Here is a 19654-nt window from a genome sequence, read left to right on the forward strand (position 1 = left end):
GCTCAGGACGCGCCGAGCAGGCGGCGGCGCGGGTGCAGCGGCCGGCTGGCCGTGCCGGCACCCGTCGCGAGACCGTCGAGCACCTCGGCGAGGGCCTCGCGGCCGGTGCGCCGGGGGAGCCAGCCGAGCTCCTGGCGCACGCGCGCGGTGTCCATGACCGGCGCGCCGGTGGCCATGTCGAGCCAGCCCGGTCCGACCACGGCGAGCCGGGCGCGCCACGCGGCGTCGAGCGCCACGCGCAGCGCGCCGGGCGGCACGGGCAGCACCCCTGGCGCCCGCAGCACCTCCGCGACGTCGTCGGCCCGCAGGACGCCGTCTCCCGCGACGTTGAAGGCGCCGGTCGCACGCTGGGTCAGGATCCGCACGTAGGCGTCGGCGAGGTCGTCCGCGTGCACCGCCTGCAGCCGTAGCCCGGCGGGCCAGGGCAGCACGGGCAACGGGCCGCGCAGGAGCGCCTTCGGCACCAGCGGTCCCAGGAAGAGGCGCCCCACCTCGGCGCCGGCGCCGCGCTGGAACACCAGTGCCGAGCGCACGCGGGCCACGGGCCGACCGCGGCCGGCGCCCTCGTCGAGCAGACGCTCGACGGCGGCCTTGTCGGAACTGTAGCTCGAGGTCGGGATGCCGGTGGACGCCCAGGCCTCGGTGCGCGGCTCGTCGTCGCCGACCGCCGCGTAGGTCCCCACCGACGAGGCGGCCACCACGTGGGCGACCCCCGCGGACTCCGCGGCGGCGAGGACCGCGCGCGTGCCGTCCACGTTGGTCGCGCGGAGCCGCTCGCGGTCGTGGCTGGGCTGGATCGCCCACGCGAGGTGGACCACCGCGTCGGCGCCGTCGAACGCGGCGGCGAGGCGGGACGCCGCGTCGGGCGCGGCCACGTCGCAGGCCACCCACCGGTCGACCGCGTCGTACGGCGCCGGCACGGCACGCCGGGGCACGCGCCGGGCGACGCCGACGACCGAGCTCACCGCCGGCTCGTCGCGCAGCCGGCGCAGGAGGGCCGTGCCGACGTTGCCGGTGCAGCCGGTGACCGCGACCCTCATCCCGCGCCTCCTCGAGCTCGGACGGGACGCCGGACGCGCCTCGCGTGGTGCACTCACTATCGGTGCGCTCCCGGTGTCCTGCATCCCGGTGGCGCCCCTCGCGCGTCGCGGTTTGCCCGGGTGCACCTCCCGGCTTACTGTCACCCCGGGTCAGGAAGCGGCCTCGGCACCACATCGACGTGGGGAAGCGGTCATGGCAGCACCTGCGACCGAGCCGGTCCGGCACGACGCGCTGACGGGTGGGCGGTTCGTGGTCGACCTGCTCCGCGACCGGTGGTGGTGGAGCGACGGCCTGTACCGCGTCCTGGGCTACGCGGCCGACGAGGTCGTGCCGTCCTCGGCGCTCGTGCTCGAGCACACGCGCCCGGGCTGCCGGCACCGCTGGGACGAGTCGTTCGAGCGCTGGCGGCGCCGGGACGAGCCCGTGCTGGTCGGGCTGGAGATGGTCGACCGCCACCGGCAGCCGTTCGACGCCGTCGTCGTCGGCGCGCTCGAGAACGAGCCCGCGGGCTCGGCGAGCCTGGTCGTGGACGGCTACGTCATCGACCTGGGCCACGCACGCCTGCCCGCTGAGCTCGCGCCCGTCGACCCGCGGATCGCCGAGGAGGTGCGGGTCCGGGAGACCATCGACCAGGCGAAGGGCGTGGTGACGGCCGCGTTCGGCACGGACGCCGAGATGAGCTTCGACCTGCTCCGGGAGGCGGCGATCCGCAACGCGGTGCCGTTGCGCATGCTCGCCCGGCACGTGGTGGCCGAGGCCGCCGGCGTCGCACCGGGGGAGATCGAGCCGTGGCTGCGGCGGCTGCTGTCCGGGCCCGGGTCGCCCGGCGACGGCGGCGACCGCCCGGCGCGTGCGCCGGGCCCCGAGCGGCCCGCCGGGTGACCGGCTCGTCGTACGCCGAACCGGGGACCCGGACGCACGGACCTGCCTCACGCGCCTATGGTTCGTCCCGAGGGAACCCGGCCGGGCCAGGAGGTGGACGTTGACCGAGAAGTCCATCCCCGGGCTGACGGGCGCGCAGGACGGCGACGACGTCGACGCCGAGCTCGCGGCGCTCGCCGCGCGGTACGAGACCGACCGCCTGCGGTGGCAGCTCGCCGTGGCCGCGGGCGGCGTCGGGAGCTTCGACTGGGACCTGGTCAGCGGGCGCCTCGAGTGGGACGACCAGCTGCTCGAGATATTCGGGATCGCGCGGGAGGACTTCGCCGGGACGATCGAGGCGTTCGACGCCGCGCTGCACCCGGACGACCTCGACCGCGTCAACGAGGCGATCGGCGTGGCCGTCGAGACGTGCGGGCAGTACCTCGCGGAGTACCGCGTCGTGCGGCCCGACGGACGCCAGCGCTGGGTCCGGGCCCGCGGCGTCGCGCTCGCGGGCGCCGACGGTCGCGCGGTCCGGCTCCTGGGGGCGGCGTACGACACGACGAGCGAGCGGGACTCCGACGCGCGCATCCAGCGCGTCCTCGAGACCATGCCGTCCGCGTTCTTCCTGCTCGACGCGGACTGGCGGTTCGTCTACGTCAACTCGGCGGCGGCACGGATGCTGGACCGACCGCGGGAGGCGCTCCTCGGCGGGATCGTGTGGGAGCTGTTCCCGGACGCGGTCGGGACGATGTTCGAGGAGAGCTACCGCGGCGCGGTGGCGGACGGCGAGCCGCGCCGGTTCGAGGAGTACTACCCGGCGCCGCTCGACCGCTGGTACGAGGTCCGCGCGTGGCCGGGACCCGACGGGCTGTCCGTCTACTTCAACGACGTGACCGACCGGCGCGCGGCGCAGGACGAGGCACGGGCGGCGCGCGACGCGGCCGAGGCGTCGTCACGCCGGCTCGCTCTCCTGGCGGACCTGGGCGACGACCTGACGTCGACGCTGGACACGCACGACGCCGTGGCCCGGCTCGCGCGCCACCTCGTCCCCGCGTTCGGCACGTGGTGCCTGGTCACGATGTCGGAGGACCAGCGGCACCTGCGCGACCTCGCGAGCTGGCACGTCGACCCGCGGCTGCGCGCCACGGTGACCCGGTACGCCGAGCTGCGGATGGACGCGCTGGCCCCGTCGTCGTACCTGTTCCGCGCGCTGCGGACGGGCGAGACCGTGGCCGTGCCCGACGCCACCGAGGCGATCGCCCGGGTCCTGACCGGCGACGCGCGCGACCTGCTGCGCGATCTCGCCCCGCGGATGGCCTACGCCGTGCCGATGCGCGCCCGTGGCCGCACGCTCGGCGCCATCACGGTGTTCCTCGACGACGGGCCCGACCTCGGCACCGAGGACCTGACCCTGCTGACGCAGCTCGCCGACCGGGCGGGCATGGCGCTGGACAACGCCCGGCTCTACGAGCGGCAGCGGGAGATCGCCGTCGGCCTGCAGCGGTCCCTGCTGTCGGCACCGGCGCAGCCCGACGACCTCGAGGTCGTCGTGCGCTACGTCGCCGCGAGCGAGGCCGCGCAGGTGGGCGGGGACTGGTACGACGCGTTCGTCCAGCCGTCGGGCTCGACCGTCCTGGCGATCGGCGACGTCATGGGCCACGACACGCCGGCGGCCGCGGCCATGAGCCAGCTGCGCACGCTGCTGCGCGGCATCGCGCACACCACCGACGGCACACCCGCCCAGATCCTGCGCGGGCTCGACTCGGCGGCCGAGGCGCTGCACGTGGGCGCCATGGCGACCGCGGTGGTGGCGCGGCTGGAGCAGTGCGACCGGCAGCGGTCCGCGGCGACGACGACCGTGCGGTGGACCAACGCGGGTCACCTGCCCCCGCTCCTGGTGCTGCCCGACGGCACGGTCGAGCAGCTGGTGGCGCCCCGGCCCGAGCTGGTGCTCGGGCTGGACGTCGCCGCGACGCGGACGGACAGCGAGCGCGAGGTGCCGCGCGGCTCGGTGCTGCTGCTCTACACCGACGGCCTCGTGGAGCGCCGGGGCGAGCACCTGGAGCGGGGCATCGGCCGGCTGCTGGCGGCGGTGGGCGAGGCCTGGCGGGAGGCGTGTGCGGGTGCGGACGGGCGGCCCCGTCCGGGCACCGACGGGACGAGCCCGGCGGTGGGATCCATCGACGTCGCCGCCTTGGTCGACGGCGTCCTGGCGCGCTGCGTCGGGGACCGCGAGCCCGCCGACGACATCGCCGTGCTCGCGGTGCACCTGGGTCCGCAGCACCCGGCCTGACCCACGGCTGCGGGGCACCGCGCGCCCCGGCGTGCGCGTCCCGTGCGACCGCGCGAGCATGGTCGGGCCGGCAGCGGACCGCGCGCGGCACCCACGACGACGGGAGGACCGCGTGTCCGACGCCAGCAGGTCGACCACCGACCACGACGAGATCCGGACGTGGGTCGAGGCCCGCGGCGGCACGCCTGCGCTGATCGCCTCGCTCGGCAGGCACGAGGACGGCGTGCCGGCGGTCGTGTTCCCGGCCGGGCCGAGCGGTGAGGGCGCCGTGCCGACGACGTGGGCGCGGTGGTTCGAGGTGTTCGAGCGCGACTCGCTCGCGTTCGTCCGGCCCGCCGACGTCGACGCCGCGGCGCCGTTCTTCGAGCTCGCGCAGCGCTGACCGCCGCTGAGCACCTGGGCTCCGGGTGCTCAGGTCTCCGTCGTCGGGGTCCGCGACAGCTCCAGCGTCAGCGCGGCGGACGTGCTGCGCGGCACGACGATGTCGACGGCCCCGCCGCCGGCAGCGCCCTCGCGGGCGGCGCGAGCCAGGGCGCGCACGGCACCGCTCCCGAGGAAGGTGCTCGGGTCGATGTCGACGGTCACCGGGCTCGACGCGCCGCGCGACTGACGTCGCAGGGCGTGCTCGAGCGCGGCGACCGTCGCCTCGTCGTCGAAGGAGCCCCGGATCCGGACGATCCCGTCGGCCGCGTCGACCGTGCCGTCGCCGGGAAGAGCCACGGGGATGGCAGGTCCGCCCACGGGCACCGAACGGCGCGCGTCGACGTCCACGCGGGTGCGCGTGCCGGACGCGCCGCTCGTCACGCTCAGCCGGGCGCCACCGGAGGCGATCATGGCCAGGCCGCGGCCGCGGTCGCCCGGGTCCCGAGTCGGGCGCCGCCAGCGCCCCTCGTCGCGCACCTCCAGGTGGATGGTCACCCCCCGCACGCGAGCCGTCACGGTGACGTCGCCGGTCCCACCGCCCTGGTAGCCGTGCTCGATGCTGTTCGCCGCGGCCTCGCTCGCCGCGAGCACCAGGAGCGTGCGCTCCTGCGCCGGCAGGCCCAGCCGCTCCAGCCACCCGCCGACGGCCTGGCGCACCTGGCCGAGGCGCCCGGGGTCGGCGGGGATCACGAGCTCCAGGTCCGGGAACGGCTCCCGGCGCGCCGCGCAGAGCGCCGTCGCGTCGTCGCGGGCCGTGCCACCGGCGGCGCCCACGACCCGGCGGCAGACGCGCTCGGCCGTCCCACCCGGGGCCGCCTCGTCGCGGTGCGCCGCGACGACGGCGTCCTGCAGCGCGCGCAGCCCGGCGTCGAGCGGGCGCCCGGGCCGCTCCACGGCTCCGTCGGTGAACAGCAGGATCGCCTCGTCCGCGGCCAGCGTCGCGCGGCCGACGCGGTCGCCGCCCAGCCCGATCGGGTCGCCCTGCGTCGAGGGCAGGAGCCGCGCGCCGCGGGGCCCGACGACGAGCGGGGCCGGGTGACCGCGCGTCACGTACTCCAGCTCCCCGGTCGCGGGGTCGAGCACCGCGGTGCACACCGTCGTCGCGAAGGTCCCGGCGGCGACGTGCGAGTACCGGTCGAGCGAGGCCAGCGCCTCGCCGAGGGTGGCGCCGTCGAGACTCCGGGCCGCGAAGATCGCGCGCATCTGGCACATGGCCGCAGCCGCCTCGATGCCGTGGCCGACGACGTCGCCCACGCTCAGCCAGAGGCGCCCGTCGGGGGCGAGGCTGGCGTCGAACCAGTCGCCGCCCGCGGACTGCTCGTCGCCCGCGACGCGGTACGCCGCCGCCAGGTCGACGTCCTGCAGGAGGGGCACGCTCGAGGGGAGGAGGGCGCGCTGCAGGGACAGCGCCGTGACGTCGGCAGAGGTCCGTGCCACGCCAGGCGAGGCCTCGCCGGTCTCAGCTCCTCGCGTCCCCATGCGCTGAGGGTCGCACGACTCAGGTCAGGGGGACACCGCTGAGGCGCCGTCGGGCGAGTTGTCCGGGTCGCGGTGCCCGGCGTCGCCGGCCTGCTCGCGGCGAGCGCGCCGCGGATCGTCGTCGACGTCACGCACCACTTGGACGTCGAGGTGGTGCCCGGCGGCGAGGAGCAGGGTGCTGTCCGGGGCCACGACGACGCGCAGCCGGCCGCCGCGCGTGCGGATCCGCCGCGCGACCGACGCGAGCGCGGACACCCCGGCCGAGCCGACGTGCGAGACCTCCCGCAGGTCGATCACGACGTCGCCCCCGGTGCCGCCCTCGGCGCCGAGCACCTCGATGGCCGCCGTGAGCGTCCCAGCGGTCGCCAGGTCGACGGGCCCGCTCGCGACGATCGTCGGGACCCCGTGCTGCAGGACCGTCCGCAGGTGCAGCTCGCCCTCGTCGTTCCCGACGGGCGTGGTCTCGTCCGCGAACGACTGGAAGACGACCTCGTCCATCAGCGCGCGCGTCTGCGGGGGAAGGCCGCCGCTCGAGCAGACCGCTGCGATCAACCGCTCGGCGAGCGTGGCGACGCGGACGTTCTGGTGCTGGGAGCACCACCGGAGCAGGTCGAACGCGGTCTGCGCGTCGATGCCGTAGACCAGCATCAGTGCGCCCTTCGCCTGGTCGATCGTGGAGTGGGACGCGACGGCCTGGCGCAGGCCGGCGCTCACGCGACGGTCCACGCGGTCGCGCTCCACCGGCAGCGTGTCGACCAGGAAGCCGCTCACGAGCACGGTGCCGTCGCGCCGGTCGGCCGCGCCGCACAGCACCACCTCGCGCGGCTCACCCGCGAGGTCCAGGAGGTCGTACCAGACCGTGAACGGACCGCCGCCCTGCTCGACGGTCGTGAGGGCCGTCCGCACGGCGTCCCGGTCCTGCTCACCGACGTGGCTCAGCAGCACCTCACGCGAGGGCACGACGCCCCCGGCAGGGATCGCGTGCAGCGCGAACATCTCGTCGGACCACCACCAGCGGTCTGCACCGACGGTGTAGGCGAAGCGCCCCACCTGCGGGACGGTCGCGTCGGACACCCTTGCCTCCAGCACGGTCACGCGAGCCGCGGTCAACCGGGCTGTCGTCTCAACCCGTCGGCGGTGCTCGTCACCGTGCCTGAACGATAGTGCGGCGCCGCCTGCCCGGCCCGGTGAGCGCGGGGCCGCCGGACGGGTTTCCAGGCCGGCGGGCTCGAGGGCGGCGTGCGCGCGGGTGGCGCCACGCCGCATCCGGGTGCGGCGCCCCGCGCCTCGTGTGAACGTGAGGCATGACACGTTTCGGGTACACGCTGATGACGGAGCAGTCGGGTCCGCGCGAGCTGGTGGGCTACGCCCGGCGCGCCGAGGAGCTGGGCTTCGACTTCGAGGTCTCGAGCGACCACTACTTCCCCTGGGTCGACGAGCAGGGCCACGCCCCGTACGCGTGGGCGCTGCTGGGCGCGGTGAGCCAGGCGACCTCCAGCGTCGAGCTCATGACGTACGTGACCTGCCCGACCATGCGCTACCACCCGGCGGTCGTGGCGCAGAAGGCCGCGACGCTCGGTGCGCTCTCGGGCGGCCGGTTCCTCCTGAACCTGGGCGCCGGCGAGAACCTCAACGAGCACGTCGTGGGGGAGCGCTGGCCCGCCGTCGGCGAGCGGCACGACCTGCTGGAGGAAGGGCTGCACGTCATCCGCGAGCTGCTCACGGGCGAGCGGACCACGTGGGAGGGCGAGTGGTTCCGCGTCGACTCCGCGCGGTTGTGGGACCTGCCCGACGAGCCGGTGCAGATCGGCGTCGCCGTCTCGGGCGACCAGTCGGTCTCCCGGTTCGCGCCGCTCGCGGACCACCTCGTCGCGGTCGAGCCCTCGGCCGAGCTGGTCGCCGGCTGGGACGAGGCGCGTCCGGCGGGCGCCCCGCTGTCCCGCAAGATCGGCCAGATCCCGATCTCCTGGGACCCCGACCGCGAGGCCGCGGTGCGACGCGCCCACGAGCAGTTCCGCTGGTTCGCGGGCGGGTGGAAGGTGAACGCCGACCTGCCCACGACCGAGGCGTTCGCGGCCGCGTCGCAGTTCGTCCGGCCGGAGGACGTCGCCGAGCAGATCCCGTGCGGGCCGGACCTGGACGCGGTCGTCGAGGCCGTCCGGCCGTACTGGGAGGCCGGGTTCACCGACGTGGCGATCGTCCAGGTGGGCGACGAGCAGCAGCAGAGGTTCCTCGACGAGGCGGCCGAGCCGTTGCTCGCCCGGCTGCGCGAGGCAGCCCCGTGAGCCCGTCCCACGGTGCCCCGGGCGCCTCGGGTGCCGTGCGCGCGCGCGACGACGTGGCGCCCGACGTCGTCGGGTCGTCATGAGCGGCGGGCCGCGGGTGCTGCTGCTGGTCCGGCACGGGGAGAGCGTCGGGAACGTCGCGGCGCGGGAGGCCGAGCGGGCAGGCGCCGAGGAGCTGGAGCTCGCGACCCGCGACGCCGACACCCCGCTGTCGGAGCTCGGACGCGCGCAGGCGGACGCGATCGGACCGTGGCTCGCGGCACTGCCCGTCGAGGAGCGGCCCCGCGCCGTGTGGTGCTCGCCGTACGTGCGCGCGGTGGAGACCACGGAGCGGGCGCTGGCCGCCGCCGGGCTGGACCTGCCGGTCGAGCGGGACGAGCGGCTCCGCGACCGCGAGCTCGGGGTGCTGGACCGACTGACGGTGCGCGGGGTGCAGGAGCGGTTCCCGCTCGAGGCGGAGCTGCGCGCACGGCTCGGGAAGTTCTACCACCGGCCCGCCGGCGGGGAGTCGTGGGCGGACGTGGCGCTCCGCCTGCGGTCCCTCGTGCGCGACGTCGAGGCCGCGCCGGACGCGCCGCTCATGGTCGTCGCGCACGACGCGGTGATCGTCCTGCTGCGCTACGTGCTGGAGCACCTCACCGAGCGGGAGGTGCTCGACCTGTCGCGGCGGTCCGGGGTGCGCAACGCCTCCGTGACGACCATGCGTCGGGACGACGACCAGTGGTCCACCCCGTCCTTCGCGGCCGTGGACCACCTCGCCGTGCTCGACGAGCCGACCGGGGACCACGCGGCGACCGCACGCGGCGGCCGGGCGGACGACGCGGGCGCGGTCGGCGCGGGCGCGGTCGGCGCGGAGGAGCGTGCCCGTGGCTGACCCGGCTCCGCTGACGCCGCAGGCCCTGCGGGAGTGGCCGCTGCCCCGCCCCGAGGGCGGGAAGGACCAACGCGGCGCCGTGCTGGTGGTCGGCGGCGCGCGCGCCACCCCGGGCGCGAGCGTGCTGGCCGGGGTGGCGGCGCTGCGGGTCGGCGCGGGCCGGCTCACGCTCGCGGTGACGAGCTCGGTCGCGGTCGCGGTCGCCGTGGCGACGCCCGAGGCCGGGGTGCTCGCGCTGCCCGAGTCCCCGACGGGCTCGCCCACCGGTCCCGGTGACGGGTTCGCCGACGAGCTCGGCCGGGCCGACGCCGTGCTCGTCGGACCCGGTCTGGACGAGCCGGACGGGACCCACGCGCTCGTGGGCGCGGTGCTCGGAGGGCTCGAGCCCGGCGTGCCGGTGGTGCTCGACGCGTTCGCGCTCGGGGTGCTGCCCCGCTTGCGCGAGCAGGTGCGCGCACGCGGCGGGACCGTGGTGCTCACCCCCAACGGCGCCGAGGCACGGCGGCTCGTCGACGACGACGACGAGCCCACGGCCCAGGGCATCGCCGCGCGGTACGGCGCCGTCGTCGCGCTGGACGGTGCCGTCGCGGCGCCCGACGGCCGCGCCTGGACGTCGGCGAGCGGGACCACCGGCCTGGGCACCTCCGGCAGCGGCGACGTGCTCGCGGGCGCCGTCGCCGGCCTGCTCGCCGCAGGCGCCGCGCCCGAGCAGGCGGCGTGCTGGGCGGTCGCCCTGCACGGCACCGCGGGGGACCGCCTCGCGGCGCGCGTGGGCCAGGTGGGGTACCTGGCACGCGAGCTCGTCGACGAGCTGCCCGCGGTGCTCACGGAACTGCGGACCTGACCCGCGGACCGCGCGCACCCGGTCCGCGGCGGCTGGCTAGCGTGGGCACGTGCCCGCCAGCCCCGCCCGCGCCCGCTTCGCCGGCGTGAGCCTGCGCGGTCTCGTCGAGAGCGTCGACCTCGGTACGCGCCCGGACGCGCTGGCCACGCCCGGCTGGTGGGCCCTCGTCGGCGACTTCGAGGGCCGCGTCCGCGCGTGGCGGTTCGCCGAGCGGTCCGACGAGCGGTCCGACGAGCGGTCCGACCAGCTCGACCCCGCCGTCGCGGCACGCGCGGCGACCACGTGGCGGGGGCCGGCGCGCGACGCCTGGCGGTCCTCCCTCTCGCGGGCGCAGTACGTCGCCGCCGTCGAGGCGGTGCGCGACGCCGTGCGCGAGGGCGACGTCTACCAGGCCAACCTCTGCCGCGTCCTGAGCGCACCGCTGGGCGGCGTGGCCGCCGAGCCGGACCCTGCGGCGCTCGCGGACGCGCTGGCGGTCGGCAACCCGGCGCCCTTCGCGGGCTACGTCCACGTCCCCGCCGGCCGCGAGGAGGAGGGCGTCTGGGTCGTCACGGCGTCGCCGGAGCTGTTCCTGCGCCTCGAGGACGACGTCGTGACCTCGGCCCCCATCAAGGGCACCGCGCGCACGCCCGAGGGCCTGAGCCCGAAGGACGCGGCGGAGAACGTCATGATCACCGACCTGGTCCGCAACGACCTGCAGCGGGTGTGCCGGCCGGGGACGGTCGAGGTCACGACGCTGCTCGGGGTCGAGCACCACCCCGGTCTGGTGCACCTGGTGTCGACCGTCCGCGGGCGCCTGACGCCCGCGGTGCTGCGCGCACCCGACGCCCTCGCGCAGGTCCTCGCGGCCGCGTACCCGCCGGGATCCGTGTCCGGCGCGCCGAAGTCGTCGGCGCTCACGCTCGTCGACCGGCTCGAGCCCGTGCCCCGCGGACCGTACTGCGGGCTCGTCGGCTGGGCGCACGTCGCGCCGGACGGTGCGGTCCGGGCCGAGCTCGCGGTGGGCATCCGCACGTTCTGGTGGACCGCGGACGACGAGGGCGCGGGGACGTTGCGGTTCGGGACCGGCGCCGGCATCACGTGGGCGAGCGACGCCGCCGCGGAGTGGGCCGAGACCGAGCTCAAGGCCGCGCGGCTCGTCGGGCTCGCCTCGACGCCGGGTGCCCGCGTGGAGGATGCGGCGCAGCCGGACGGGACCGGCGGGCCGGACGAGCGCAGCGAGGCACCGCGGTGAGCCGGGGCCGGGGTGCCAGACTGCGACCATGAGCGTCGTGATCTGGGCGGACGGCCGCCTGCACGCCCCCGGTGATCCCGTCGTGTCGGCGGTCGACCACGGCCTGACGGTCGGGGACGGCGTGTTCGAGACCTGCGCCGTCGAGCGCGGACAGGCCTTCGCCCTCACCCGCCACCTGCGCCGGCTCGAGCGCTCGGCCGCAGGCCTGGGCCTGCCCGTCCCCGACGAGCAGCTCCTCCGCGACGCGGTCGCACAGGTGCTCGCCGCGCTGCCCGACGCGGGGCGCCTGCGCATCACCTGCACCGGCGGCACGGGGCCGCTCGGCTCGGACCGGCTCGCCGACCAGCGGCTCACGGTGCTCGTGCTGGCCGGGCCGGCCACGCCGTCCTCGTCGAGCCGTGCCGTCCGGGTGCCCTGGGTGCGCAACGAGCGGTCGGCGGTCGCGGGGCTCAAGACGACGTCGTACGCCGAGAACGTGGTCGCCCTGGCGGCCGCGCGCGGGCGCGGGGCCGACGAGGCGCTGCTGGCCAACACGGTGGGCGAGCTGTGCGAGGGCACCGCGTCCAACGTCGTGGTCGAGCAGCACGACGAGCTCGTGACGCCCCCGCTGTCGAGCGGCTGCCTGGCCGGCATCACGCGCGAGCTGCTCCTGGAGTGGGGACGGGACGCCGGCCTGCCGGTGCGGGAGGGCCGTCCGGGGGAGCTGACCTACGACGTGCTGGACGACGTCCTCGACGGTCGCGCGCACCTGGCGCTCACGGGGTCGATCCGGACGGTCTCGCCCGTGGTGGAGCTCGACGAGCACCCGGTCGCGGTGGGAGAGCTGACCCGCGCGGCGGTCGAGGTCTACCGCGCCCGCGCGGCCGACGACGTCGACCCGTGAGCGTGGCCGCGGCAGCCCCGCGGCAACGCGAACGACCGGCCCCGTCGGCGATGACGGAACCGGTCGTCAGGTGGTCGGGTCAGGCGGTGAGGAGAGCGGCGATGAACGCCGAGATCTCCGTCTCCATCCGGTCGCTCTCCTCGCCCAGCGGGACGAGGGACTCGGTGGCTGCCAGGAACCGGACGACGGGCTCGGAGGGGGCGGCGAGCAGCGCGCTGCCCTCGACCCCGCTGAGCGACACGAGGGCGTAGTCGGGGTCCTCGTCCCGCCACACCTGGACGTCACCACTTCCGGCAGGCGCGTCGGCCGAGGCGTGCATGCCCATCGAGAGCAGCTCGCGGCCGATCAGCCAGGTCGACATCGTGTGCGGGCCGGTGAAGACCGCGCGCACGGTGTACGGGTCGGAGGTCCGGAAGGACAGCTCGGCACTGACGGGGATGACGCTGGCGTCGCTCCCGATGAGCTGCATGGCGACGACCTCGACGACGTCATACGACGAATGCGTCATCGGGTCCCCCCTCTCGTTGGGCTGTTGGTCCCATCATGGCAGCGGAGGTGCCCGATTGGACCGGTCCGGGACACAGGTTCACCCGCTGGGAGGCCTTGTGACCGCGCCCAGGGGGCCGGTAAGCGCTCCACGGCGCCTCGGGGGCGCGCGGTGACGGACTCGCACGAGTGACCCATGCAGGACGTATCGGTCGCTCGGGGCGACGGCTTGAGCCCTCCGGCGAACTTCTGGCGCGATCCGTGGCGCGGTTTCGCCAATCGGCTCCCGGGCCAGTAGCATCCTCGTCAGCGCCGCCCACGGGTGGCTCGCGGGCGATTGGCTCAGTGGTAGAGCGCCTCGTTCACACCGAGGAGGTCACTGGTTCGAACCCAGTATCGCCCACCCGCGTCGGCCCAGGCCGACCAGCACGTCGCACGGCACGCCACGCAGGCCGGTCCCGGAACGGGGCCGGCCTTCGTCGTCCTCGGGGTCCCGGGGACGCCGGAGCCGATGGGGACGACGGCAGACGACGGCAGGCGACGGCAGGCGACGGCAGAGCAATGCGCGAGGCCGGCGAGCAGGTCACGGGTAGCATCGACGGGTCCCGCCGGACGGCGGGTGCCACCACCGAGGAAGGCCACCACGCCGTGCCCGAGCAGATCGCCCTCACCGTCGACGGAACCGCGACCACGGTGGAGGCCGGGACGACGGGGACGCAGCTGTTCGGCGACCGCAAGGACGTCGTCGTCGTGCGCGTGGACGGCGAGCTCCGCGACCTGGCGCTCCCGCTCCCGGACGGCGCGAAGGTCGTCGAGCCGGTGAGCGTGCACGAGCCCGACGGGCTCGCGGTGCTCCGCCACAGCGCGGCGCACGTCCTCGCGCAGGCGGTCCAGGAGGTGAACCCGTCCGCGCGGCTCGGGATCGGCCCGCCGATCACCGACGGCTTCTACTACGACTTCGACGTCGAGACCCCGTTCACCCCCGAGGACCTGCGCGCGCTCGAGAAGGTCATGAGCCGCATCGTCCGCGAGGGGCAGACCTTCCGTCGCTGGGACGTGACGGAGGCGGAGGCGCGCGAGGTCCTCGCCGACGAGCCGTACAAGCTCGAGCTGATCGGCCTCAAGGGCGACCCGGGCGCGGCCGACGGCGCGGACGTCGAGGTCGGCCTGGGCGGGCTGTCGATCTACCAGAACGTGCGCGGCGCGGGCCGCGAGAGCGAGACCGTGGTCTGGCAGGACCTGTGCCGCGGTCCCCACGTCCCGAGCACCAAGGTGCTCGGCAACGGGTTCCAGCTGACGCGCTCGGCGGCGGCGTACTGGCGCGGCAGCGAGAAGAACCCGCAGCTGCAGCGCGTCTACGGCACCGCGTGGCCCACCAAGGACGAGCTCAAGGCCTACCTCGACCGGGTCGCCGAGGCCGAGCGGCGGGACCACCGCCGCCTGGGCACCGAGCTCGACCTGTTCTCGTTCCCCGACGAGATCGGCTCGGGCCTGTCGGTGTTCCACCCCAAGGGCGGGATCATCCGGATGGAGATGGAGGAGTACTCGCGCCGCCGGCACGTCGAGGCGGGGTACTCGTTCGTCAACACCCCGCACATCACCAAGGAGCGGCTGTACCAGATCAGCGGCCACCTGGACTGGTACGCGGACGGCATGTACCCGCCCATGCAGCTCGACGAGGAGCGCGACGAGGACGGCAACGTCAAGCGGCAGGGGCAGAACTACTACCTCAAGCCGATGAACTGCCCCATGCACAACCTCGTCTACCGCGCCCGCGGCCGCTCCTACCGCGAGCTGCCCCTGCGGCTGTTCGAGTTCGGCACGGTGTACCGGTACGAGAAGTCCGGCGTGGTGCACGGCATGACCCGCGCGCGCGGCTTCACGCAGGACGACGCGCACATCTACTGCACCAAGGACCAGATGAAGGCGGAGCTGACGAGCCTGCTCACCTTCGTGCTGGACCTGCTCAAGGACTACGGGCTCGACGACTTCTACCTCGAGCTGTCCACCAAGAACCCCGAGAAGTTCGTCGGCGACGACGCGGTCTGGGAGGAGGCGACCGAGACGCTGCGGCAGGTCGCCACCGAGTCCGGGCTCGACCTGGTGCCGGACCCGGGCGGTGCGGCGTTCTACGGCCCCAAGATCTCGGTCCAGGCCAAGGACGCGATCGGCCGGACGTGGCAGATGTCGACGATCCAGCTCGACTTCAACCTGCCCGAGCTCTTCGAGCTCGAGTACACCGCGCCCGACGGGTCGCGGCAGCGCCCGGTGATGATCCACCGCGCGCTGTTCGGCTCGATCGAGCGGTTCTTCGCGGTCCTCACGGAGCACTACGCGGGCGCCTTCCCGGCCTGGCTCGCTCCCGTGCAGGTCCTCGCGGTGCCGGTCGCGGAGCCGTTCGAGCCCTACCTGGACGACGTGGTCGCCCAGCTCCGGGCGCAGGGCATCCGTGCCGAGGTCGACCGGTCCGACGACCGGTTCGCCAAGAAGATCCGCAACGCGAGCACGCAGAAGGTGCCCTTCGTGCTGATCGCGGGGGGCGAGGACGCCGACGCCGGCGCCGTGTCCTTCCGGTACCGCGACGGGCGCCAGGACAACGGCGTTCCGGTCGCGGAGGCGGTCGAGCGCATCGTTGCCGCGGTCCGCGAGCACGCGCAGGTCTGACGCGTGTCCGACGAGCACGACGACGCAGCGGGGCAAGTCCTGGACGGTCCGAGCCCGGACGCGCCGAGCCCGGACGCGCCGAGCCTGGACGCACCGAGCCCCGCGGTCGAGGACGCGGCGGCGTTCGCGGGTGCGCCGGACGGGTTCCAGCGGCTGTGGACGCCGCACCGGATGGCCTACATCGGCGGCGAGAACAAGCCCCCGGACCAGGAGGCCGGCCCGGGGTGCCCCTTCTGCCGCATCCCGACGCAGCCGGACGAGGCCGGCCTGGTCGTCGCCCGCGGCGAGGTCGCGTTCGTCGTGCTCAACCTGTACCCCTACAACTCGGGGCACCTGCTGGTCTGCCCCTACCGCCACGTGGCCGACTACACGGACCTGACCGACGACGAGGTGCGCGAGGTCGCCGAGCTCACGCGGACCGCGATGCGCGTGCTGCGCGAGGTGTCCGGTCCGCACGGCTTCAACCTGGGCATGAACCAGGGCGAGGTGGCGGGCGCCGGCATCGCGGCGCACCTGCACCAGCACGTGGTGCCGCGGTGGAGCGGTGACGCGAACTTCCTGCCCGTGGTCGCCCGCAGCCGTGCGCTGCCCGAGCTCCTGTCGCAGACGCGGGCCCGGCTCGCGGCGGCGTGGCCCGGGGGAGCGTCGACGAGCGCGCGACCGGACGGTGCCGAGGGCGCCGGCGGCGAGCCGACCGGGGCGACCGGACCGACGAAGGGATGATCGAGGCGTGCTGAACCGACTCCGCGGGGCGATGACGCGCCTGTTCACCCCGGTGGCCGACGCCCTGCTGCGCCGGGGCGTGTCGCCCGACGCGGTGACCATCACCGGCACGCTCGTCGTGGTGGTCACGGCCCTGTGGGCGTTCCCGACCGGGCACCTGCTCGTCGGCACGCTCGTGATCGCGCTGTTCGCGCTGACGGACTCGCTCGACGGCGTCATGGCGCGTCGGGCGGGCCGCTCCGGCCCCTGGGGCGCGTTCCTCGACTCGACGCTCGACCGGTTCGGCGACGCCGCGATCTTCGGCGGCCTGGTGCTGTGGTTCTTCGGCGACGGGGCAGACCGGCTCGCGGGCTCGCTCGCGCTGGCCTGCCTGATCCTCGGCTCGGTGGTGCCGTATGCGCGGGCCCGCGCCGAGGGGCTCGGCATGACGGCCTCGGGCGGCATCGCCGAGCGGGCCGACCGCCTGCTGCTGGTGCTCACGGCCACCGGCCTCGTCGGGTTCGGCCTGCCCGCGGTCGTCCTCACCGTCGTGCTCGCGCTGCTGGCGGTCGCCTCGGCGATCACGGTGGTGCAGCGGATGGCGATGGTCCGGCGGCAGGCGCTGCCGCCGGAGGGCGCGGCGTGAAGGTCGACACCGCGCGCCTGTACGCGTTCGCCTGGCGGCACGCGGGCCGCCTGCCCGGCTGGCTGGTGCGTGGTGCGGGCAACCTGGGCGCCGACGTGACGTGGGCGCTGCGCCGCGGCGGCGTGGACCGGCTCGAGGCGAACCTGGCCCGCGTGCGGCCGGACCTCGACGTGCGGGGCGTCCGGCGACTGGCGCGCGCCGGCATGCGCTCCTACCTGCGCTACTTCGGCGAGGCGTTCACGTTGTCCTCGGTGGCCCCGGAGCAGATCGACGCGCGCGTGCGCGCCGTCGGGCTGGAGCACGTGACCCGGCTGACGGGCGAGGGGCGCGGGGTGGTCCTGGCGCTCGGCCACCTCGGCAACTGGGACCTCGCGGGGGCGTGGGCCCAGCGCAACGTCGCGCCCGTCACGACCGTGGCGGAGCGGCTCGAGCCGCCCGAGGTGTTCGAGGAGTTCCTGCGGTTCCGGGAGAGCATCGGGCTGAAGATCCTGGCGCTGGGCGACCAGGACGTGTTCCGCCGGCTCGTCCGGGAGGTGCGCGACGGACCCGTCCTCGTGCCGCTGCTCGCGGACCGCGACCTGACCGCCAAGGGCGTCGAGGTGGACCTGTTCGGTCGCCGTGCCCGCGTGGCCGCGGGGCCGGCCGCGCTCGCGCTGACCGCGGACGCGCCGCTGCTCACGACGGTGATCACGTACGAGCGCCTGCGGGGCGCGCGCCGGCGCGCGGCCGGCTCGCCGTGGGGGATCCGGATCGACTTCGTGCCCGTGCCCCCGCTGCCCGACGACGTGCCGCGCGGCGAGCGGGTGGCGGCACTGACCCAGGCCTGGGTCGACCAGCTCGCGGCGGGGATCGCGCAGCGTGCGCAGGACTGGCACATGCTGCAGCGCGTCTTCGTCGAGGACCTCGACCCGGTGCGGTACGCGCAGACGCGCGCACGGGCGGGGGAGACCGACACGCGGGGTGTCTCGTGACGCCGACGACCGACCGTCCGCTGCGCGTCGGGATCGTGTGCCCGTACTCGTTCGACGTGCCCGGCGGCGTGCAGTTCCACGTCCGGGACCTCGCGGAGGAGCTGCTGTCCCGCGGGCACGAGGTCTCGGTCCTGGCGCCGGCCGACGACGAGACGCCGGTCCCGGACTACCTGACGGCCGCCGGCCGCGCGGTCCCGGTGCGCTACAACGGCTCGGTCGCGCGCCTGACGTTCGGTCCGGTGACGGCGGCCCGGACGCGCAAGTGGCTCGCCGCCGGCGCGTTCGACGTCCTGCACCTGCACGAGCCGGTGACGCCGAGCCTGTCGATGCTCGCGCTGTGGATCGCGGACGGCCCGATCGTCGCGACCTTCCACACCTCGACCGTGCGCTCGCGCTCGTTGCAGGTCGCGTTCCCGCTGGTCCGGCAGTCGCTCGAGAAGATCTCCGCACGGATCGCCGTCTCCGAGGACGCCCGCCGCACGCTCGTCGACCACCTGGGCGGGGACGCCGTCGTGATCCCGAACGGCGTGTACGTGGACGCGTTTGAGGCGGCGGAGCCCGACGAGCGGTGGGTCGGCACCGCGCAGGCGCCGACGATCGCGTTCCTCGGCCGGCTCGACGAGACGCGCAAGGGGCTGCCGGTGCTCCTGGGCGCGGTCGGGCAGGTGCTCGACGCGATCCCGGGTGCGCGGTTCCTGGTCGCGGGGCGCGGCGACAGCGGGCAGGAGCAGGCGCGCGAGCTCCTGGGCGAGCGCGCGGGCGCCGTCGAGTTCCTGGGCGGCGTGTCCGACGAGGACAAGGCGCGGCTGCTCGCGTCGGTCGACGTCTACGTCGCGCCGCAGACCGGGGGCGAGAGCTTCGGGATCGTGCTGGTCGAGGCGATGAGCGCGGGCGCCGCCGTGGTCGCGAGCGACCTCGGGGCGTTCTCGCGGGTGCTCGACGACGGCGCGGCCGGCGTCCTGTTCCGGACCGGCGACGCGGGCGACCTGGCGCGCACGCTGCTGCGGGTGCTGCCCGACCCGGCGCTGCGGGGGACCGTCGTCGAGCGCGCGCACGCGGTGGTGCGGCGGTACGACTGGTCCGCCGTCACGGACCAGGTGCTCGCCGTCTACGAGATGGCGGTCGAGGGCGGCAGCGCGCCGGTCGGCGAGGACCCGTCGTCGCTGCGCGGGGCGCGCCTGATGGAGCTGCGGCGGGGCCGGGGGGAGAGCCGATGACGTGGTCGGAGGTCGCGGTCGTCGTCGTGCTCGTCCTCGCGCTCCTGGGCTGGACCGTCTGGGTCGCGGCGTCGCGCCTGGACCGGCTGCACCGCAAGGTCGGGGCGTCGCGCAGCGTCGTGGAGACCCAGCTGGTGCGGCGTGCCACGGTCGCGGCCGAGCTCGCGACGTCCGGCCTGCTCGACCCGGTGAGCTCGGTGCTGATCGGCGAAGCCGCCTGGGGCGCCCTCGCCAGCGAGGACGGGGGCCGCTCGGACGCGCCCGCCGAGCTGGTCGCGCTGCTGCTCGCCGACCCGCGGGACCCCCGCGACCGTGCGCTCTCCTCGCCGACCTCGGGCTCCGTGCCCGAGCAGGTCGAGGAGCGCGGCCGGGTGGAGAGCGAGCTGAGCGGGACCCTGCGCGCGGTGCTCGACGACCCGGACGAGGTCGCCGCGCTGTGCGCGAGCGAGGCGGGTGCCGAGCTCGTCGACGCGCTCAGCTGGGCCTGGTACCGCGTGGAGCTCGCGCGCCGGTTCCACAACGAGGCCGTGATGCAGACGCAGGACGTGCGCCGCGGCCTCCTGGTGCGGGCGCTGCGGCTCGCGGGCCACGCGCCCGAGCCGCGCACGCTCGAGCTCGACGACGCGTGGCCGGACGCCCTGCCCCGGCCGGGCGTGGGCTGAGACGACCCGTCGGGACCCGCGGGCGCACGCACTAGGATGACGAGGTTCGGGCCGCCCGCCGAGCACCCGGGGCGCGCGGCCCTCCC

The 19654-nt window shown here is 75.7% G+C and carries 18 protein-coding genes and 1 tRNA gene; 15 read left to right on the forward strand and 4 right to left on the reverse strand.

Annotated features, from left to right (window positions below):
- Positions 1 to 2: 2 nt before the first annotated feature.
- Positions 3 to 1040, reverse strand: coding sequence for an NAD-dependent epimerase/dehydratase family protein (locus KIN34_RS11885; RefSeq protein WP_214350752.1), 1038 nt, complete (start codon positions 1038 to 1040; stop codon positions 3 to 5).
- 193 nt (positions 1041 to 1233) lie between these two features.
- On the opposite strand from KIN34_RS11885, the gene KIN34_RS11890 reads away from it, so the two are divergent.
- The 3 genes from KIN34_RS11890 (at position 1234) to KIN34_RS11900 (ending at position 4580) form a co-directional block, all read left to right on the forward strand.
- On the forward strand, positions 1234 to 1923 hold the full coding sequence (locus KIN34_RS11890) for an ANTAR domain-containing protein (protein ID WP_214350755.1): 690 nt from the start codon (positions 1234 to 1236) through the stop codon (positions 1921 to 1923).
- Between the two features lie 100 nt (positions 1924 to 2023).
- On the forward strand, positions 2024 to 4198 hold the full coding sequence (locus tag KIN34_RS11895) for a SpoIIE family protein phosphatase (RefSeq protein ID WP_237689095.1): 2175 nt from the start codon (positions 2024 to 2026) through the stop codon (positions 4196 to 4198).
- A gap of 112 nt (positions 4199 to 4310) precedes the next feature.
- Positions 4311 to 4580, forward strand: a complete 270-nt coding sequence (locus tag KIN34_RS11900; RefSeq protein WP_214350757.1) for a hypothetical protein — start codon at positions 4311 to 4313, stop codon at positions 4578 to 4580.
- Positions 4581 to 4609: 29 nt separating this feature from the next.
- On the opposite strand, the gene KIN34_RS11905 is transcribed toward KIN34_RS11900, so the two are convergent.
- Both KIN34_RS11905 and KIN34_RS17170 read right to left on the reverse strand, forming a co-directional pair.
- A complete protein-coding gene (locus KIN34_RS11905) occupies positions 4610 to 6100 on the reverse strand; it encodes an ATP-binding SpoIIE family protein phosphatase (RefSeq protein ID WP_214350759.1) in 1491 nt (496 codons plus the stop codon).
- Between the two features lie 24 nt (positions 6101 to 6124).
- On the reverse strand, positions 6125 to 7174 hold the full coding sequence (locus tag KIN34_RS17170; RefSeq protein WP_214350761.1) for an ANTAR domain-containing protein: 1050 nt from the start codon (positions 7172 to 7174) through the stop codon (positions 6125 to 6127).
- Between the two features lie 230 nt (positions 7175 to 7404).
- Between KIN34_RS17170 and KIN34_RS11915 the strand changes: the two genes are divergently transcribed.
- The 5 genes from KIN34_RS11915 to KIN34_RS11935 all read left to right on the forward strand — a co-directional run bounded on the left by KIN34_RS11915 (position 7405) and on the right by KIN34_RS11935 (position 12220).
- Entirely contained in the window at positions 7405 to 8385 is a 981-nt protein-coding gene (locus tag KIN34_RS11915; protein ID WP_214350763.1) for a TIGR03557 family F420-dependent LLM class oxidoreductase, read from the forward strand.
- A gap of 79 nt (positions 8386 to 8464) precedes the next feature.
- Entirely contained in the window at positions 8465 to 9259 is a 795-nt protein-coding gene (locus KIN34_RS11920; protein WP_214350766.1) for a histidine phosphatase family protein, read from the forward strand.
- Complete coding sequence (locus KIN34_RS11925; RefSeq protein WP_214350768.1) at positions 9252 to 10103, forward strand: NAD(P)H-hydrate dehydratase; 852 nt, start codon at positions 9252 to 9254, stop codon at positions 10101 to 10103. The genes KIN34_RS11920 and KIN34_RS11925 overlap by 8 nt, the downstream gene beginning before the upstream one ends.
- A 49-nt stretch (positions 10104 to 10152) precedes the next feature.
- A complete protein-coding gene (locus tag KIN34_RS11930) occupies positions 10153 to 11337 on the forward strand; it encodes a chorismate-binding protein (RefSeq protein WP_214350770.1) in 1185 nt (394 codons plus the stop codon).
- Positions 11338 to 11365: 28 nt separating this feature from the next.
- Positions 11366 to 12220 (forward strand): aminotransferase class IV, encoded by an 855-nt coding sequence (locus tag KIN34_RS11935; RefSeq protein ID WP_214350772.1) that lies wholly within the window; start codon positions 11366 to 11368, stop codon positions 12218 to 12220.
- A gap of 79 nt (positions 12221 to 12299) precedes the next feature.
- Here KIN34_RS11935 and KIN34_RS11940 read toward each other — a convergent pair whose 3' ends face one another.
- Positions 12300 to 12728, reverse strand: coding sequence for an SsgA family sporulation/cell division regulator (locus KIN34_RS11940; protein WP_214350774.1), 429 nt, complete (start codon positions 12726 to 12728; stop codon positions 12300 to 12302).
- A 309-nt stretch (positions 12729 to 13037) separates the two neighbouring features.
- Here KIN34_RS11940 and KIN34_RS11945 point away from each other — a divergent pair.
- The 7 genes from KIN34_RS11945 to KIN34_RS11975 all read left to right on the forward strand — a co-directional run bounded on the left by KIN34_RS11945 (position 13038) and on the right by KIN34_RS11975 (position 19568).
- A tRNA-Val gene (locus KIN34_RS11945) sits at positions 13038 to 13109 on the forward strand.
- Between the two features lie 158 nt (positions 13110 to 13267).
- A complete protein-coding gene (gene thrS / locus KIN34_RS11950; RefSeq protein ID WP_214350776.1) occupies positions 13268 to 15370 on the forward strand; it encodes a threonine--tRNA ligase in 2103 nt (700 codons plus the stop codon).
- A gap of 84 nt (positions 15371 to 15454) precedes the next feature.
- A complete protein-coding gene (locus tag KIN34_RS11955) occupies positions 15455 to 16093 on the forward strand; it encodes an HIT family protein (protein ID WP_214352078.1) in 639 nt (212 codons plus the stop codon).
- 7 nt (positions 16094 to 16100) lie between these two features.
- Positions 16101 to 16718: a phosphatidylinositol phosphate synthase gene (gene pgsA / locus KIN34_RS11960; protein ID WP_214350778.1), complete on the forward strand. Its 618-nt coding sequence runs from the start codon at positions 16101 to 16103 to the stop codon at positions 16716 to 16718.
- Positions 16715 to 17689, forward strand: coding sequence for a phosphatidylinositol mannoside acyltransferase (locus KIN34_RS11965; protein ID WP_214350781.1), 975 nt, complete (start codon positions 16715 to 16717; stop codon positions 17687 to 17689). The genes pgsA and KIN34_RS11965 overlap by 4 nt, the downstream gene beginning before the upstream one ends.
- A 20-nt stretch (positions 17690 to 17709) precedes the next feature.
- Complete coding sequence (locus KIN34_RS11970; RefSeq protein ID WP_214352080.1) at positions 17710 to 18906, forward strand: glycosyltransferase family 4 protein; 1197 nt, start codon at positions 17710 to 17712, stop codon at positions 18904 to 18906.
- Positions 18903 to 19568: a hypothetical protein gene (locus tag KIN34_RS11975; protein ID WP_214350784.1), complete on the forward strand. Its 666-nt coding sequence runs from the start codon at positions 18903 to 18905 to the stop codon at positions 19566 to 19568. Before KIN34_RS11970 ends, KIN34_RS11975 begins: the two co-directional genes overlap by 4 nt.
- Positions 19569 to 19654 lie beyond the last annotated feature (86 nt).

Source organism: Cellulomonas fulva, from assembly GCF_018531375.1.
Classification (GTDB): Bacteria; Actinomycetota; Actinomycetes; order Actinomycetales; family Cellulomonadaceae; genus Cellulomonas; species Cellulomonas fulva.

Bases quoted from the DNA above. Each gene is read 5' to 3' on its own strand.
- KIN34_RS11920 (WP_214350766.1), top strand. From the start codon at position 8,465: ATGAGCGGCGGGCCGCGGGTGCTGCTGCTGGTCCGGCACGGGGAGAGC.
- KIN34_RS11935 (WP_214350772.1), top strand. From the start codon at position 11,366: ATGAGCGTCGTGATCTGGGCGGACGGCCGCCTGCACGCCCCCGGTGAT.
- KIN34_RS11885 (WP_214350752.1), bottom strand. From the start codon at position 1,040: ATGAGGGTCGCGGTCACCGGCTGCACCGGCAACGTCGGCACGGCCCTC.
- KIN34_RS11975 (WP_214350784.1), top strand. From the start codon at position 18,903: ATGACGTGGTCGGAGGTCGCGGTCGTCGTCGTGCTCGTCCTCGCGCTC.
- KIN34_RS11915 (WP_214350763.1), top strand. From the start codon at position 7,405: ATGACACGTTTCGGGTACACGCTGATGACGGAGCAGTCGGGTCCGCGC.
- KIN34_RS11890 (WP_214350755.1), top strand. From the start codon at position 1,234: ATGGCAGCACCTGCGACCGAGCCGGTCCGGCACGACGCGCTGACGGGT.
- KIN34_RS11905 (WP_214350759.1), bottom strand. From the start codon at position 6,100: ATGGGGACGCGAGGAGCTGAGACCGGCGAGGCCTCGCCTGGCGTGGCA.
- KIN34_RS11940 (WP_214350774.1), bottom strand. From the start codon at position 12,728: ATGACGCATTCGTCGTATGACGTCGTCGAGGTCGTCGCCATGCAGCTC.
- thrS (WP_214350776.1), top strand. From the start codon at position 13,268: ATGCGCGAGGCCGGCGAGCAGGTCACGGGTAGCATCGACGGGTCCCGC.